Origin of the sequence: Haemophilus haemolyticus (assembly GCF_003493605.1) — a bacterium.
Taxonomy (GTDB): Bacteria; Pseudomonadota; Gammaproteobacteria; order Enterobacterales; family Pasteurellaceae; genus Haemophilus; species Haemophilus haemolyticus_J.
The window spans coordinates 72,521-89,700 of sequence record NZ_QQKA01000002.1 but is presented as its reverse complement, the minus strand read 5'-3'; the positions used below and the strand labels follow the sequence as shown (position 1 = coordinate 89,700).

Here is a 17,180-nt window from a genome sequence, read left to right as displayed (position 1 = left end):
AGAAAAGTAATATGAAAAATCTTGCGCTCATCGATTTGTTTCTTAACGAATATTGGATTGAAAAAGGGCTTTCAGAAAATACCGTTCAATCTTATCGTTTGGATTTAACCGCACTTTGTGATTGGTTGGATAAAAATGACTTGTCTTTGGAAACTTTAGATGCTGTTGATTTGCAAGGTTTTCTGGGTGAACGTCTAGAGAAAGGTTACAAAGCCACGAGCACCGCGCGAATGTTAAGTGCAATGCGTAAACTTTTCCAATATTTATATCGGGAAAAATACCGAGTAGATGATCCAAGTGCGGTGCTAAGTTCGCCTAAATTACCTAGTCGCCTGCCAAAATATTTAACTGAGCAACAAGTGTCTGATTTGCTCAATACGCCAGATGTGGAAGTTCCTTTGGAATTGCGTGATAAAGCAATGTTAGAGTTGCTTTATGCGACGGGGCTTCGTGTAACGGAGTTAGTTTCGCTTACGATTGAAAACATGAGCGTGCAACAAGGCGTGGTGCGAGTGATTGGTAAAGGGAACAAAGAGCGTATTGTGCCAATGGGGGAAGAAGCAGCCTATTGGGTTCGTCAATTTATGCTTTATGGTCGTCCTGTTCTCTTAAATGGGCAGAGTTCTGATGTTGTGTTTCCAAGTCAACGTGCACAGCAAATGACTCGTCAAACTTTCTGGCATCGTGTAAAACATTATGCCATTCTCGCGGATATTGATGCTGATGCACTTTCCCCTCACGTTCTTCGCCATGCTTTTGCCACCCATTTAGTGAATCACGGTGCGGATTTACGCGTGGTGCAAATGTTGCTAGGGCACACAGATTTATCCACAACACAGATTTATACTCACGTGGCAAAAGAGAGATTGAAACGATTGCATGAAAGATTTCATCCTAGAGGATAGATAAGTCTAACAATACTTTACATGCTAATTGTGGTTTTCTAATTGAGTTCATTGACCAAATCAGGTAAACTACCGTCCCGTCTTTGATAGCTAGTTATCTTCGATTTTTGACCGCACTTTTGGTTGATTTTGTCTGTAAGATGATTAGCTATAATCATTTATATCCCAATACAGATTAGGTTCCCTATGGCTACAAATTATATTTTCGTCACTGGCGGTGTGGTTTCATCGTTAGGTAAAGGCATTGCGGCAGCATCATTGGCGGCAATTTTAGAAGCTCGCGGTTTAAACGTAACTATTATGAAATTAGATCCATATATTAACGTGGATCCAGGTACGATGAGCCCAACCCAACATGGGGAAGTTTTCGTTACACAAGATGGTGCAGAAACAGATTTAGACTTAGGTCACTATGAGCGTTTTGTTCGCACGAAAATGACTAAACGTAATAACTTCACCACAGGTAAAATTTATTCTGAAGTATTACGTAAAGAGCGTCGTGGCGATTATCTTGGCGCAACAATTCAGGTGATTCCACATATCACCAATGAAATTAAAGATCGCGTGATTGCTGGCGCTCAAGGTCATGACGTTGTGATTGTTGAAGTAGGCGGTACCGTTGGGGATATTGAATCACTTCCATTCTTAGAAGCATTGCGTCAATTAGCCGTTCAAGTTGGTCGTGAACATACATTATTTATGCACTTAACTTTAGTGCCTTATATTCCAACGGCTGGTGAAGTTAAAACTAAACCAACTCAACATTCTGTAAAAGAATTGCTTTCTATTGGTATTCAACCTGATGTGTTGATTTGTCGTTCCGATCGCATGATTCCGCCAAATGAGCGTGCGAAAATTGCTTTATTCTGTAACGTTTCAGAACGCGCAGTCATTTCATTAAAAGATGTAAATTCGATTTATCAAATCCCAGCATTATTAAAATCTCAAGGTTTAGATGATTTTGTCTGTGAACGTTTCCGTTTAACTTGCCCTGAAGCGGATCTTTCTGAATGGGAGCAAGTACTTTACAAACAAGCGAATCCAGTGGGTGAAGTGACCATTGGTATGGTGGGTAAATATACTGAGTTACCCGATGCCTATAAATCTGTAAATGAAGCATTGAAACATGCAGGTTTAACTAATCGTTTAAGCGTTAACATTAAATATATTGATTCCCAAGATGTTGAAACCAAAGGTGTTGAAGTATTAAAAGGCATTGATGGCATTCTTGTTCCTGGTGGATTTGGTTATCGTGGTGTGGAAGGTAAAATTCGTACCGCACAATATGCACGTGAAAACAAAATTCCTTACTTGGGCATTTGCTTAGGTATGCAGATCGCATTGATTGAATATGCACGTAATGTAGCGGGTTTAACTAAAGCCAATTCGTCTGAATTTGATAAAGATTGTGAGCAACCCGTGGTTGCATTAATCACGGAATGGCAAGATGCGGATGGTAATACAGAAGTACGTACCGATGAATCTGATCTTGGCGGAACAATGCGTTTAGGTGCACAACAATGTCATTTGGTATCAGGTAGCCGTGCACGCGAGCTTTATGGCAAAGAAACCATTGAAGAGCGTCATCGTCATCGCTATGAAGTGAACAATACCTTGCTTCCTCAAATTGAAAAAGCAGGATTGAAAGTAACGGGCTTATCTGCAGATAAAAAATTGGTAGAAATTATCGAAGTGCCAAATCATCCTTGGTTTGTCGCTTGCCAATTCCATCCAGAATTTACTTCTACGCCTCGTGATGGCCATCCGTTGTTTGCAGGCTTTGTGAAAGCAGCCTATGAAAATCACAAACAATCTATGAAGTAATGGATTAAATTAGGGTAAAAAGAGCAGTGAGAAACGACGAATTTTTTCACCGCTCTTTTATTTTGTAAAAATAGATAAAGATCAAAGCATACGCATTTTTTACAAGACAAAATCTCAAAATAGCTTTATCATATCGCCTGTTTTAGGCTCGCCTAACCCGTTTTAATTAACTTAATTGAGGAAAATAAAAATGGCAAAAATCGTTAAAGTGATTGGTCGCGAAATCATCGACTCACGCGGTAATCCAACTGTTGAAGCTGAAGTTCACTTAGAAGGTGGTTTTGTTGGTTTAGCTGCGGCTCCATCTGGTGCATCAACTGGTTCTCGCGAAGCATTAGAATTGCGTGATGGTGACAAATCTCGTTTCTTGGGTAAAGGCGTATTAAAAGCTGTAGCAGCAGTAAACGGCCCAATTGCAGAAGCAATTCTTGGTAAAGATGCGTCTAACCAAGCTGAAATCGACCAAATCATGATCGATTTAGACGGAACCGAAAACAAATCTAACTTTGGTGCAAACGCAATCTTAGCGGTATCTTTAGCAAACGCAAAAGCAGCTGCAGCATCTAAAGGTTTACCACTTTACGCTTACATTGCAGAACTTAATGGCACTCCAGGCGTTTACTCTATGCCATTACCAATGATGAACATCATCAACGGTGGTGAGCACGCAGATAATAACGTTGATATCCAAGAATTCATGATTCAACCAGTGGGTGCGAAAACATTACGTGAAGCACTTCGTATCGGTGCTGAAGTATTCCACAACCTTGCTAAAGTATTAAAAGCTAAAGGCATGAGCACTGCTGTTGGTGACGAAGGTGGTTTCGCACCTAACCTAGCATCTAACGCTGACGCTTTAGCATGTATCAAAGAAGCAGTAGAAAAAGCAGGTTATGTATTAGGTAAAGACGTCACTTTAGCGATGGACTGCGCATCTTCTGAGTTCTACAACAAAGAAACTGGCAAATATGAAATGAAAGGTGAAGGCCGTTCATTCACTTCTCAAGAGTTCACACACTATCTTGAAGAATTAACTAAACAATACCCAATCGTGTCTATCGAAGATGGTCAAGATGAATCTGACTGGGAAGGTTTTGCATACCAAACTAAAGTGTTAGGCGACCGCGTTCAATTAGTGGGCGACGACTTATTCGTAACTAACACCAAAATCTTAAAAGAAGGTATCGAAAAAGGTATCGCAAACTCTATCTTAATCAAATTCAACCAAATCGGTTCTTTAACTGAAACTTTAGCAGCAATCAAAATGGCTAAAGATGCTGGTTATACCGCGGTTATCTCTCACCGTTCTGGCGAAACTGAAGATGCGACTATCGCTGATTTAGCGGTTGGTACAGCAGCAGGTCAAATCAAAACTGGTTCTATGAGCCGTTCTGACCGTATTGCTAAATACAACCAATTAATCCGTATCGAAGAAGCATTAGAACGTGCGGGTACTCCAGCGGCATTCCCTGGCTTAAAAGCGGTTAAAGGTCAAGCGTAATTCACGCTGAATTTACTGTAAAATCTCACCGCACTTTGTATAAAAGTGCGGTGTTTTTTTAGGGAGTTTTTATGAATACTCAATCTAATTCATTGCTTACTGAACCTTGGTTATCTTGGGCGATTGAAATTCAAAGTATTGCACAAAGTGGCTTGGCTTATTGTAAAAATATTTATGATATAGAACGCTATGAGCGTCTTCGAGATTTAGCAGCTGAAATGATTAGCCATAAAATGGCAATACCAAAAGAAACGGTTAAAAATCTTTTTTGTAATGAGGATGGCTACCAAACTCCAAAAATAGATACTCGGGCAGCGATTTTTCAAGATGATAAAATTTTGTTAGTGCTAGAAAATGATGGACTTTGGTCATTGCCTGGAGGATGGGTTGATGTATTGGAGACGCTTCATAGTAATACAGTAAAAGAGGTGTATGAGGAAGCAGGGCTAAATGTGAAGCCAACTTTTATTATTGCAATCCACGACCAGCATAAGCATAACTATCCGCCTTTGGCTCATCGTGTACAGAAGGCTTTTATTATGTGTGAAAGATTGTCAGGTGAATTTAAGGCAAACAGTGAAACGTTGGACTCTGCTTATTTTTCCTTGGATAAACTTCCACCAATGAATGATGCAAAAAATACGAAAGCTCAAGTAGAGCTTTGTTTTCAAGCATATAATAGTTGCCATTGGATTACACAATTTGATTAGGAAAGATTATGTTACATTTAACTTTAGAGGATGAACTCTTTTTAGGAACGCCAAAGCAAGTGGGAACGCATTCTACGGTATTTGAGCATTTTGCTGTAATGTTTGAAGATGACGGTGAAACGGGCTATTTTTATGCACTTGATATGCGTCAAAATGCTCAACCGATAGTGGATATGTTGCACGTGTATAATGTTGATTCAACCTCTAATCATCATGAAGCACGCAAACTTGAAATTTGTTGGGATGAGAGTGGTTATTTAGCATTATTGCTTATTAATGGCTATCCTCATGCCGTATTTGATTTTGCCCGTTTAGTCGGCTATAACAGCAATAAATATCCACAACCAGATTTAATGAGCATGTGGACTCGTGAAGAAATTACTAATAAACAGGCCGAGCAATGGCTAGGCGTGAAAACCATTCGATAAAAATTGAGAACAATGAAAAAGAAAAATCAGATTTTAGTTAGTTTATCTATTGTGGCCTTATTAGGAGGCTGTTCAGAAGAACAAGTACAACGCGATGTATATCAGTCTTTAGACGATTGTTTAGCGGATTGGAAAAAAATTGAGCTTTGTGAGGCAGATAAAAATACCGAGAGTACTCAGAAAACTGAAACCACACCACAGCAGGGGCTTGGTTTAAATATTCGTGATAATGGTAATGAAGAAAGTGCGGTAAAAAATCCAGCTGAAAATGATGTACAAGCTAATCAAAGCGATAACAATGCTGAATCAACTGCAAAAGCTGAAAGTTCCGATCCTTCTTTAGGGGCTGCGATTGCCGGTGGCGTTATGGGGTATATGGCGGCTCGTGCAATTAGTAGTTTCCTTGGCCCAAGCTATCATCCAGGAAATCGAGCTGTCACCACACCAACAGGGCAAGTGGTGCAACCGCAAACAAATCGTTCCGTTGGAAAACCAATGCTCGTGAAAGGAAATGCAGGAAGCATGAATAGCAAACCTGTATCTCGTGGTGGTTTTAGTAGCCCAAGTAATACTAATCGTAGCAGTGGGGGCTAAATGAAACGTGTAACTGGGTTTCCTACTCGACCAGATATGGTGCAACAGCTACTTAATGTTGGATTTGATTACTATAATTTGCCTTCCAGTGATGGATCTCATTATTGGTCTGATAATGTCGCCTATGAATTTACCTTAGCGGAAATTGATCGTATTGAGGATACAACGAATGAATTACATTCAATGTGTTTAGATTTTGCGGAGGATGAAATTAAAAAAGGCGATTATGAAAATTACCGTTTTACGGAGTTGCAAAAACAGCTTATTGAAACCTCTTGGCGTAATCAAGATCCTTATTTATATGGACGCTTTGATTTTGGCTATGATGGCGACAACCTAAAAATGTTTGAATATAACGCCGATACGCCAACATCTTTGTTGGAGGCTGCAGTTGTTCAATGGCAGTGGTTGGAGCAAATTGAGGGATTGAAACATCGTGATCAATTTAACTGGATTCATGAAGAATTAATTAAACATTTCCAATTTTTGAAACAACAAAGTGGTAAAACAGATTTCCATTTGAGTGCCATGCAGGATGCTGGCCGTGAAGATTGGGGCAATGTGGATTATTTAGCTGATGTGGCTTATAACGCAGGTTGGAATATTCATCAATTATCGGTGGAAGATATTGGCTATAACAGCGAAACAAAAAAATTTGTAGATTTAAATGATCAGCCTATTGAAATGTTATTTAAATTGTATCCGCTGGAATGGCTAAGCCATGCTGAGTTTGCTCGCCATATTACAACGGCTGAAACACGATTTATTGAACCAGCGTGGAAAATGTTGTTAAGTAATAAAGCACTATTGGCAAAACTTTGGGCGCGTTATCCTAATCACCCGAATTTATTGCCTGCTTATTTTACGCCTTTCGAATTACCAAAAGATTTATCGATGTGGGTGAAAAAACCATTGTTAGGTCGAGAAGGTGCCAATGTCTTCTATTATGAGAAAAACAATGGTGTAGAATTTGCAGCGAAAGGAAGCGAACATTCTACGTTTTATGGTAATTCAGGTTATGTTTATCAACAAAAATTTGAATTACCAAGTTTTGATGGAATGTATCCAATTATCGGCTCTTGGGTTGTGGGGGATGTGGCTTGCGGTATGGGATTACGCGAAGATTTTACTGCCGTCACTGGCAATGACAGTCATTTTGTGCCGCATTATTTTGTACCTTAATGAGTCCTGAGTATTGCTAAAATAACTAGAAAACTAACCGCACTTTTGTCTTTTTTGATAAAAGTGCGGTTATTTTTTTACCTAAAACTATTACTAAAGAGTTATGGTTATTTTATCTGAAAAAATCTTGCAAAATATCAAATTTTGTTGAAATAAATAGTAGTTTTCTTTGCAATACTAGGGGAGGAGAGTAAAATGGTGACGGTTGTAGAAGTATTTGAAGTTGTAAACTTATTAGAAGTATTAAATTTTCATTCACTTTTTCAATATTTGGAGTTTGATTATGGCATCAGAAAATCAAAAACTATCTTCTGTTGCGCTCACACCTGTTGAAGCAACGGATTATGCAGAAAATACAGCGACTTATAAAGCAAATAAACGTCCATTTTTATCGTTTATGTCTGGCATTAGTGCTGGAGCTTGTATTGCCTTAGCCTTTGTATTTTACACGACAACACAAACTGCTAGTGCAGGCGCACCTTGGGGATTAACCAAGTTAGTAGGTGGATTAGTCTTCTCCTTGGGCGTAATTATGGTGGTGATTTTAGGATCTGAATTATTCACCTCTTCTACTTTAACCTTAGTTGCCCGCGTAGGCGGAAAAATAACAACAACCCAAATGATTCGAAACTGGATCGTAGTATATTTGGGCAACTTCGTTGGTGGTTTATTTATTGCGGCTGTTATTTGGTTTGGTGGACAAACAATGGCAGCAAACGGCCAATGGGGTTTAACAATTCTTGCAACTGCCCAACATAAAATTCATCACACTTGGTTTGAAGCTTTTAATCTAGGTATTTTATGTAACATTATGGTGTGTGTGGCGGTTTGGATGTCTTATTCTGGTAAGACTGTTACAGACAAAGCATTTATTATGATTATGCCGATTAGTTTGTTTGTTGCGTCAGGATTTGAACACTCGGTGGCTAATATGTTTATGATTCCGATGGGAATTATTACCGCACATTTTAGTACACCTGAATTTTGGCAACAAATCGATGTTGATCCGATGAAATACGCAGATTTAGATTTGTATCATTTCATTGTGAAGAATTTAATCCCTGTAACGTTGGGAAATATTGTCGGCGGGGCAATTTGTATTGGTGTATTCCAACGTTATTTAACCAAGACACATTAAAGATTTACTTATTTATTAATTAACAAAGGAAATGACTATGTCAGAACTTAATGATGCGCAAAAATTGGCGTGGGCTGGTTTTACTGGTGGCGATTGGCAAGAAAATGTCAATGTACGTGACTTTATCCAAAAAAACTATACCCCTTATGAAGGCGATGACTCTTTCTTAGCCGGTCCAACTGAAGCAACAACTAAGCTTTGGGAATCTGTAATGGAAGGAATCAAAATTGAAAACCGTACTCACGCGCCATTAGATTTTGATGAACATACTCCATCTACCATTATCTCTCACGCACCAGGTTACATTAACAAAGATTTAGAAAAAATCGTTGGTCTTCAAACTGATGAACCTTTAAAACGTGCCATTATGCCATTCGGTGGTATCAAAATGGTGGAAGGGTCATGCAAAATTTATGGTCGAGAATTAGATCCTGAAGTGAAAAAAATATTCACTGAATACCGTAAAACCCACAACCAAGGTGTATTCGATGTTTATACGCCAGATATTTTACGTTGCCGTAAATCTGGTGTATTAACTGGTCTTCCAGATGCTTATGGCCGTGGCCGTATCATCGGTGACTACCGTCGTGTAGCGCTGTATGGCGTTGACTTCTTAATGAAAGATAAATACGCACAATTCTCTTCTTTACAAAAAGATTTAGAAGATGGCGTAAATCTTGAAGCCACAATTCGTTTACGTGAAGAAATCGCAGAACAACACCGTGCATTAGGTCAATTAAAACAAATGGCAGCAAGCTATGGTTATGATATTTCTAACCCGGCAACTAATGCTCAAGAAGCAATTCAATGGATGTACTTTGCTTATCTTGCTGCAATCAAATCACAAAATGGTGCTGCAATGTCATTCGGTCGTACTGCAACCTTTATTGATGTGTATATCGAACGTGATTTAAAAGCAGGAAAAATTACTGAAACTGAAGCGCAAGAATTAGTTGACCACTTAGTTATGAAACTCCGTATGGTTCGTTTCTTACGTACACCTGAATACGATCAATTATTCTCTGGTGACCCAATGTGGGCAACTGAAACCATCGCAGGTATGGGGTTAGACGGTCGTACATTAGTAACCAAAAATACATTCCGTATTTTACACACTCTTTACAACATGGGTACTTCTCCAGAACCAAACTTAACCATTCTTTGGTCTGAACAATTACCTGAAAACTTCAAACGTTTCTGTGCGAAAGTATCGATTGATACCTCATCAGTTCAATACGAAAACGATGATTTAATGCGTCCAGACTTCAATAATGATGACTACGCAATCGCATGTTGTGTATCACCAATGGTTGTGGGTAAACAAATGCAATTCTTCGGTGCACGTGCAAACTTAGCGAAAACATTGTTATACGCAATTAACGGCGGTATCGATGAAAAATTAGGTATGCAAGTAGGTCCGAAAACTGCACCAATTACTGATGAAGTATTAGATTTCGATACAGTAATGACTCGTATGGACAGCTTTATGGATTGGTTGGCTAAACAATATGTGACTGCCTTAAACGTAATCCACTATATGCACGATAAATATTCATACGAAGCAGCATTAATGGCATTACATGATCGTGATGTATACCGTACTATGGCTTGTGGTATCGCAGGTCTTTCTGTTGCAGCAGACTCACTTTCAGCAATTAAATATGCGAAAGTTAAACCAGTTCGTGGCGATATCAAAGATAAAGATGGCAATGTTGTAGCAAGCAACGTAGCAATCGACTTTGAAATCGAAGGTGAATATCCACAATATGGTAACAACGATAACCGTGTTGATGACATCGCTTGTGACTTAGTTGAACGCTTCATGAAGAAAATTCAAAAACTTAAAACTTACCGCAACGCTGTGCCTACACAATCTGTATTAACCATTACTTCTAACGTAGTTTATGGTAAGAAAACTGGTAATACCCCAGATGGTCGTCGTGCTGGTGCGCCATTCGGACCAGGTGCGAACCCAATGCACGGCCGTGACCAAAAAGGTGCGGTAGCATCATTAACTTCTGTAGCTAAACTACCATTTGCTTACGCGAAAGATGGTATTTCTTATACCTTCTCAATCGTACCAAATGCGTTAGGTAAAGATGCAGAAGCACAACGCCGTAATCTTGCAGGCTTAATGGATGGTTATTTCCACCACGAAGCAACTGTTGAAGGTGGCCAACACTTAAATGTTAACGTGTTAAACCGTGAAATGTTGTTAGATGCAATGGAAAATCCGGATAAATATCCACAATTGACTATCCGTGTATCTGGTTACGCAGTACGTTTCAACTCTTTAACTAAAGAGCAACAACAAGACGTCGTAACCCGTACATTTACTGAGTCTTTCTAAGTAAATAATATTGTGTTTTAATATAAACCACTCACATACTAGTTTTGTGAGTGGTTTATTTTTATATATAGGAGAGCAAATTATGCTAACAGTTATTGCCCAATTTTCAGTAAAAGCGGACAAAATTAATGATTTTCTAACTCAATGCCAAGAATTAATTAAGCATACTCGTCAAGAAACAGGATGCGTATCTTATGAATTACAACAAAATAGCGAGTAGGCTAATCATTATGTTTTTATTGAGCAATGGAAAAGCAAAGCCGATTTGGAACAACATTTTGCAACGCCACACTTTACCTCAATTGTACCTGTATTGGTCGAGTGTTGTGAACAAGCGTCAGTGGTTCAAACCTTCCAAAAAGTCAGCGAATAATGACCGCACTTTGATAAATATATTTTAATTATGAGCCTGATTTAAATCAGGCTCATTTTTTATAGACTAAATATTTGGTAAAATTTAGCTATATCTAGTTTTAGGAAATTTATGTATGTCAGTTCTTGGACGAATTCACTCTTTTGAATCATGTGGCACTGTAGATGGGCCAGGTATTCGTTTTATTTTATTTATGCAAGGTTGCTTGATGCGTTGCAAATATTGTCACAATCGTGATACTTGGGATCTTGAAGGGGGCAAAGAAATCAGTGTCGAAGATTTAATGAAAGAAGTCGTGACTTATCGCCATTTTATGAATGCGACTGGCGGTGGTGTTACGGCATCTGGCGGTGAGGCTGTGTTACAAGCAGAGTTTGTACGCGATTGGTTCCGTGCTTGTAAAGCGGAAGGGATTAATACTTGCTTGGATACAAATGGTTTTGTACGTCATTATGATCATATTATTGATGAATTATTAGATGTAACCGATCTTGTTTTACTTGATTTAAAAGAGCTTAATGATCAAGTTCATCAAAATCTTATTGGGGTACCAAATAAACGTACCCTTGAATTTGCAAAATATTTGCAAAAACGCAATCAACGTACATGGATTCGTTATGTTGTTGTTCCTGGTTATACCGATAGCGATCACGATGTGCATTTATTAGGTCAGTTTATTGAAGGTATGACCAATATTGAAAAAGTTGAACTTCTTCCTTATCATCGATTAGGTGCGCATAAATGGAAAACCCTTGGGTTAGATTATGAGCTTGAAGATGTATTATCGCCAACCAAAGAATCGTTAGAGCATATTAAAACAATCCTAGAAGGTTATGGGCACACTGTAAAATTCTAGAATAAATGTCAGCTAACATAAGGAGTAAATAATGAAAAAACTGATTTTAATATTATCACTTGGGTTACTTACCGCCTGTTCTGCTCAAATCCAAAAGGCTGAACAAAACGATGTGAAGCTGACACCGCCGACTGATGTGCGAAGCGGATATGTACGTTTGGTGAAGAATGTAAATTATTACATCGATAGTGAATCGATCTGGGTAGATAATCAAGAGCCACAAATTGTACATTTTGATGCAGTGGTGAATTTAGATAAGGGATTGTATGTTTATCCTGAGCCTAAACGTTATGCTCGTTCTGTTCGTCAGTACAAGATTTTGAATTGTGCAAATTATCATTTAACTCAAGTGCGAACTGATTTCTATGATGAGTTTTGGGGACAGGGTTTGCGTGCCGCGCCTAAAAAGCAAAAGAAACATACGTTAAGTTTAACACCTGATACAACGCTTTATAATGCTGCTCAGATTATTTGTGCTAATTATGGCAGAGCACAACCTTCAGATAAAAAATAACAAAATATAGCGAATAAAAAAATACGGTGAAATTTCACCGTATTTTCTTTTAATTAAATATTCTTCTTTGTTTTCGTGTTTTGACTACTTGCACTATTAATAATAAAGCAAGAATTATCACATATACTGCAAAAATAAATACCAACCATTGCACCATCGTCACACCAAATAATGACCATTGACTTTCATTACAAGAGCCAGTCGGGCTAAACATAAATGGAAACCATTGGTGAAACGGTAAAGTTTCAGGAAAGTTTGGAATAAATTCACATTGTTTCCAAGGGGCTGGATTCATTTGTAAATCAAGATGACGGAATGAAACCAATAATCCCTTAATGCCACTGAATAAGCCCAATGCCAAAGCGATTAATCGAATGATTAAAGCGCGAGGTTGAAGTAAACCTATAATGCCCGCAATAAATAACCCAATTATTGCTAAACGTTCATACACGCAAAGTACACAAGGTTGTAATCCCATTCCATATTGGAAGTAAAGTGCGGTAGATTCTAGTGCTAAACTTGAGAATGCCAGCAGAAACCATGCAGAACGTTTTTCAGAAAATTGTTTTAAAAGTGCGAGCATTTTTTCTCCTTAAATTGGAAAAATTAAACCTAAGTTTGCTAGCCAAATAGTAGCAGCTGGTAAGATAAATTCAATAGCCAGTAACCCAATGATCGAAAGTACAATCGTGTAAGGTAAAGCCATATAAACCATTCTTCCGTAAGAAAGACGAATTAATGGCGCTAGCGATGAAGTCAATAAGAACAAGAATGCGGCTTGTCCATTTGGTGTTGCTACTGACGGCAAGTTTGTCCCTGTATTAATTGCAACAGAGAGCAATTCAAATTGGTGCGGAGCAATTACGCCATTCGTTAACGCTGCTTTGGCTTCATTGATGTAAACCGTTGCAACGAATACGTTATCAGAGATAGAAGAAAGCAAGCCGTTAAATACATAGAATAAGGCAAGCTGTGTATTTTCTTCTGAAGAAAGAACGAAGTGAATGATTGGCGCAAAAAGTTTTTGATCAATAATTACGGCAACCACTGAAAAGAATACCACGAGCAATGCAGTGAAAGGTAAGGATTCTTGGAATGCTTTACCGATAGTATGTTCATCAGTCACACCCGTGAATGCAGTTGCAAAAATAATGATACTTAAACCAATCAAGCCTACTGCTGCAAGATGGAAGGCTAATCCAAGAATTAACCAAATTGCGATTAATGCTTGCACACCTAATTTAATTTTGTCTTGTTTAGACATTTTCTCTGAATTAGTGCGGTCTAAATCTGACAAGATTTTCCATACGTCTTCAGGTAATTTTTCACCATAACCGAATAATTTGAATTTTTCGACTAAGAAGCAAGTGAGCAATCCGCAGATAAATACTGGAACCGTAACTGGTGCCATGCGGAAGAAAAATTCGATGAAGTTCCATTTGGCTTGTTCGGCAATGATTAAGTTTTGTGGTTCACCCACCATTGTCATTACACCACCAAGTGCGGTTCCGACGCCAGCATGCATCATCAAGCTACGTAAGAATGAACGGAATTTTTCTAAGGTTTCATGGTGTTGTGTCGCGATTTTTCTATCATCGGCAATATCAACGGCATCAATTAAATTATTACCTGATGCGACTTTGTGGTAAACACCATAGAATCCCATTGCTACGCTGATAATTACGGCAACAACCGTTAATGCATCAAGGAAGGCTGATAGGAAGGCTGCGCTAAAACAGAAAGCTAAAGAAAGTGCGATTTTAGAACGAATTTTTACAAGTAATTTGGTGAATACATAAAGTAATAATTGTTTCATAAAGAAAATACCTGCCACCATAAACATCAGTAACAGGATTACTTCAAAGTTTGCCATAATTTCTGTTTTTACGTGTTCTACGTTAGTCATCCCTATAATAATGGCTTCAATTGCTAGTAAGCCGCCTGGTTGTAAAGGATAGCATTTTAATGCCATTGCTAGCGTAAAAATAAATTCTGCAACGAGTAACCAACCCGCAATAAAAGGGCTGACTAAAAAGAAAATAATAGGATTAATAATAAGAAAAACCACAATGGCGAGCTTATACCATTCTGGACTTGCCCCAAGAAAGTTTTTCATAAAAGCTTGTGTGTTTGTCATAGAAAACTCCATTATTTTTATCACGTGAACATTGTAATATATCCCCCTTTAAAGGATAATAAAAACTGAGTAATTTTTTTATAAAATTGCATTTTTTTTTGATTTTTATCTGATTTTTAATTGTAATGCAAAACGATAACGATATTTTAAAAGCCCAAAGTCCAGCAGCCTTAGCAGAAGAATATATTGTCAAAAGCATTTGGCAAGATGTTTTTCCCGCGGGCAGTAATTTACCATCAGAACGTGATTTAGCCGATAAGATCGGAGTGACTCGCACCACTTTGCGTGAAGTTTTACAACGTTTAGCGCGTGATGGTTGGCTGACTATTCAGCACGGTAAGCCCACAAAAGTAAATAATATTTGGGACACGGCAGGGCCGAATATTATTGAAACGCTAATCGGCTTAGATATGCAGTCAGCACCTTTGATTATTGACAATATGTTATCTTTGCGAAGTAAAATGTCTGAATCTTATATTTATGAGGCAGTAAAAAATTCTCCTCAACAATCTGCCGCACTTTTTGATGAATTAGATCAATTACAAAATACGGCGCAAGATTACACAGAATTTGATTACAAATTATTTCGTCAATTTACCGTAGTGGCTAATAAACCCTTTTATCGTTTAATTTTTAATAGTTTGAAAGGTGTTTACCAGCGAATTGGTTTTTTATTTTTTAAAGAAGAAAAACATCGAGAACTTACAAAAACATTCTATTTAGAAATGCAACAAATTTGCCTTGCGGGAAATGCTGATGCGGTGGTGGACTGTATTCGTAAACACAATTTACGTTCTTCAACTTATTGGAAAGCTATTTTAGACCGATTGCCGCAGAACTTTTCGGATTAATTTCAACATCAAAAGTGCGGTGAATTTTAACCGCACTTTTTCATTAATATAGATAAACATTATGCGCATACCAAGAATTTATCATCCTGAATCCCTTAAAAATCAAACTCAATGTCAGCTTTCAGAAGACGCAGCAAACCATGTAGGACGCGTGTTAAGAATGACAAAAGGCGAACAAATCGAGCTTTTTGATGGTTCTAATCATATTTATCCAGCCAAAATTATTGAGTCAAATAAAAAAGCGGTAAAGGTAGCGATTTTGGGGTGTGAGTTTGCGGATAAAGAATCCAATTTAAAAATTCATTTGGGACAAGTGATTTCTCGCGGAGAGCGAATGGAATTTACCATTCAAAAATCGGTAGAATTGGGTGTGAATGTGATTACGCCATTATGGTCAGAACGCTGTGGCGTAAAGCTTGATGGCGAACGCATGGATAAAAAAATCCAACAATGGCAAAAAATTGCGATTGCTGCTTGTGAACAGTGTGGCCGTAATATTGTGCCAGAGATTCGTCCACTGATGAAATTGCAAGATTGGTGTGCAGAAAATGACGGCGCGCTAAAATTGAATTTGCATCCACGTGCGCAATATTCTATTAAAACGTTACCGAATATTCCCGTTGAAGGCGTTCGCTTATTAATTGGCTCAGAAGGTGGATTATCTGCACAAGAAATTGCACAAACTGAACAGCAAGGATTTACTGAAATTTTATTAGGAAAGCGTGTTTTGCGTACTGAAACTGCATCGCTTGCGGCGATCAGTGCACTACAAATTTGTTTTGGAGATTTAGGTGAATGATGGAGTTACAAGGGAAATTTTTGATCGCGATGCCACACTTAGATGATTATTTTAATCGTACAGTGGTGTTTATGTGCGAGCATAATGAGCAAGGCTCGATGGGGTTAGTGATTAATCAGCCCACAGATTTAAGCATTGCGGAACTTTATTCAAAACTCAATTTTATGATGAAAAATGACCGCACTTTTAGCAATGAAATGGTAGTTGCAGGTGGCCCTATGCATAGCGAAAGAGGTTTTATTCTACATAAGAATACACCTAATGAATTTCAGCATACTTATAAAATTACGGATGATCTTTCAATGACAACCTCTGCTGATGTGATAGAGACGCTAGGTTCTGAACTTGCACCAGAAAAATATCTTATCGCGCTTGGATGCTCTAGCTGGGAGTCTGGGCAATTAGAAAAAGAAATCACTGATAATGCTTGGTTAGTCGCGACTGCGAATGATCAGATTTTATTTGATATGCCTTATGATGAGCGATATGTTGCGGCGAATCAATTACTTGGTATTCACCCACATAATTTTGTGTTTGCACAAGTGGGGCATAGCTAATGGGAATTACTGCACTTGCTTTTGATTTTGGTACCAAAAGTATTGGCTGTGCTGTAGGACAAAGTATTACTGGCACAGCACAAGCCTTGCCTGCTTTTAAGGCACAAGATGGTATTCCAAACTGGGATACGATCGAAAAATGCTTGAAAGAATGGAAACCAGATATTGTCGTTGTTGGTTTGCCTTTAAATATGGACGGAACAGAACAAGATCTCACTTTGCGTGCTCGTAAATTTGCAAATCGTTTACAAGGGCGTTTTGGCGTTAATGTTCAGTTGCAAGATGAACGTCTAACAACAACAGAGGCACGCAGTGAAATTTTTGATAGAGGCGGTTTTCGTGCCTTAAAAAAAGGCAAAGTAGATGGGATCTCTGCTTGTTTGATTCTAGAAAGTTGGTTTGAGGTCACAGAATATTCTGAATAAAAAAAAGCCCTTTCAAAAGCTGAAAGGGCAAAAATA

17 protein-coding genes and 1 pseudogene are annotated in these 17,180 nt (G+C 38.3%); 16 read left to right on the top strand and 2 right to left on the bottom strand.

The genetic code is table 11. The features are described 5' to 3' along the window. The first annotated feature begins 11 nt into the window (after positions 1-11). The 12 genes and pseudogenes from xerD (at position 12) to DV424_RS01950 (ending at position 12,375) form a co-directional block, all read left to right on the top strand. Complete coding sequence (gene xerD / locus DV424_RS02005) at positions 12-905, top strand: site-specific tyrosine recombinase XerD (RefSeq protein WP_005636429.1); 894 nt, start codon at positions 12-14, stop codon at positions 903-905. A 186-nt stretch (positions 906-1,091) separates the two neighbouring features. Further along, complete coding sequence (gene pyrG, locus DV424_RS02000; RefSeq protein ID WP_118858892.1) at positions 1,092-2,729, top strand: glutamine hydrolyzing CTP synthase; 1,638 nt, start codon at positions 1,092-1,094, stop codon at positions 2,727-2,729. A 190-nt stretch (positions 2,730-2,919) separates the two neighbouring features. Beyond that, positions 2,920-4,230: a phosphopyruvate hydratase gene (gene eno, locus DV424_RS01995; RefSeq protein WP_118775397.1), complete on the top strand. Its 1,311-nt coding sequence runs from the start codon at positions 2,920-2,922 to the stop codon at positions 4,228-4,230. A 71-nt stretch (positions 4,231-4,301) separates the two neighbouring features. Continuing rightward, complete coding sequence (locus DV424_RS01990) at positions 4,302-4,940, top strand: NUDIX hydrolase N-terminal domain-containing protein (protein ID WP_118858891.1); 639 nt, start codon at positions 4,302-4,304, stop codon at positions 4,938-4,940. An 8-nt stretch (positions 4,941-4,948) separates the two neighbouring features. Continuing rightward, on the top strand, positions 4,949-5,368 hold the full coding sequence (locus DV424_RS01985; RefSeq protein ID WP_005636440.1) for a DUF2251 domain-containing protein: 420 nt from the start codon (positions 4,949-4,951) through the stop codon (positions 5,366-5,368). Positions 5,369-5,380: 12 nt separating this feature from the next. After that, positions 5,381-5,962, top strand: a complete 582-nt coding sequence (locus tag DV424_RS01980; RefSeq protein WP_118795517.1) for a DUF1190 domain-containing protein — start codon at positions 5,381-5,383, stop codon at positions 5,960-5,962. Next, on the top strand, positions 5,963-7,144 hold the full coding sequence (locus DV424_RS01975; protein ID WP_118858890.1) for a glutathionylspermidine synthase family protein: 1,182 nt from the start codon (positions 5,963-5,965) through the stop codon (positions 7,142-7,144). A 283-nt stretch (positions 7,145-7,427) separates the two neighbouring features. Continuing rightward, on the top strand, positions 7,428-8,282 hold the full coding sequence (gene focA, locus DV424_RS01970; protein WP_118858889.1) for a formate transporter FocA: 855 nt from the start codon (positions 7,428-7,430) through the stop codon (positions 8,280-8,282). A 37-nt stretch (positions 8,283-8,319) separates the two neighbouring features. Further along, on the top strand, positions 8,320-10,632 hold the full coding sequence (gene pflB / locus DV424_RS01965) for a formate C-acetyltransferase (RefSeq protein ID WP_179224654.1): 2,313 nt from the start codon (positions 8,320-8,322) through the stop codon (positions 10,630-10,632). Between the two features lie 82 nt (positions 10,633-10,714). Continuing rightward, positions 10,715-11,005 (top strand): annotated as a pseudogene (locus tag DV424_RS01960) (putative quinol monooxygenase). Between the two features lie 115 nt (positions 11,006-11,120). Then, positions 11,121-11,861, top strand: coding sequence for a pyruvate formate lyase 1-activating protein (gene pflA / locus DV424_RS01955; protein ID WP_118858887.1), 741 nt, complete (start codon positions 11,121-11,123; stop codon positions 11,859-11,861). A 31-nt stretch (positions 11,862-11,892) separates the two neighbouring features. Further along, positions 11,893-12,375, top strand: coding sequence for a surface-adhesin E family protein (locus DV424_RS01950; protein WP_118858886.1), 483 nt, complete (start codon positions 11,893-11,895; stop codon positions 12,373-12,375). Positions 12,376-12,424: 49 nt separating this feature from the next. On the opposite strand, the gene dsbB is transcribed toward DV424_RS01950, so the two are convergent. Next, positions 12,425-12,958 carry a disulfide bond formation protein DsbB gene (gene dsbB / locus DV424_RS01945; RefSeq protein ID WP_005632029.1) on the bottom strand — a complete coding sequence of 178 codons (534 nt, stop codon included), beginning with the start codon at positions 12,956-12,958 and terminating at the stop codon, positions 12,425-12,427. Between the two features lie 9 nt (positions 12,959-12,967). After that, positions 12,968-14,512 (bottom strand): Na(+)/H(+) antiporter NhaB, encoded by a 1,545-nt coding sequence (gene nhaB / locus DV424_RS01940; RefSeq protein ID WP_118858885.1) that lies wholly within the window; start codon positions 14,510-14,512, stop codon positions 12,968-12,970. A gap of 125 nt (positions 14,513-14,637) precedes the next feature. Between nhaB and fadR the strand changes: the two genes are divergently transcribed. The 4 genes from fadR to ruvX all read left to right on the top strand — a co-directional run bounded on the left by fadR (position 14,638) and on the right by ruvX (position 17,144). Beyond that, a complete protein-coding gene (gene fadR, locus DV424_RS01935; RefSeq protein ID WP_118858884.1) occupies positions 14,638-15,363 on the top strand; it encodes a fatty acid metabolism transcriptional regulator FadR in 726 nt (241 codons plus the stop codon). Positions 15,364-15,424: 61 nt separating this feature from the next. Next, complete coding sequence (rsmE, locus tag DV424_RS01930) at positions 15,425-16,162, top strand: 16S rRNA (uracil(1498)-N(3))-methyltransferase (RefSeq protein ID WP_118858883.1); 738 nt, start codon at positions 15,425-15,427, stop codon at positions 16,160-16,162. Continuing rightward, positions 16,159-16,719 (top strand): YqgE/AlgH family protein, encoded by a 561-nt coding sequence (locus DV424_RS01925; RefSeq protein ID WP_118858882.1) that lies wholly within the window; start codon positions 16,159-16,161, stop codon positions 16,717-16,719. Before rsmE ends, DV424_RS01925 begins: the two co-directional genes overlap by 4 nt. Next, a complete protein-coding gene (ruvX, locus tag DV424_RS01920; protein WP_118858881.1) occupies positions 16,719-17,144 on the top strand; it encodes a Holliday junction resolvase RuvX in 426 nt (141 codons plus the stop codon). The genes DV424_RS01925 and ruvX overlap by 1 nt, the downstream gene beginning before the upstream one ends. The last annotated feature ends 36 nt before the right edge of the window (positions 17,145-17,180 follow it).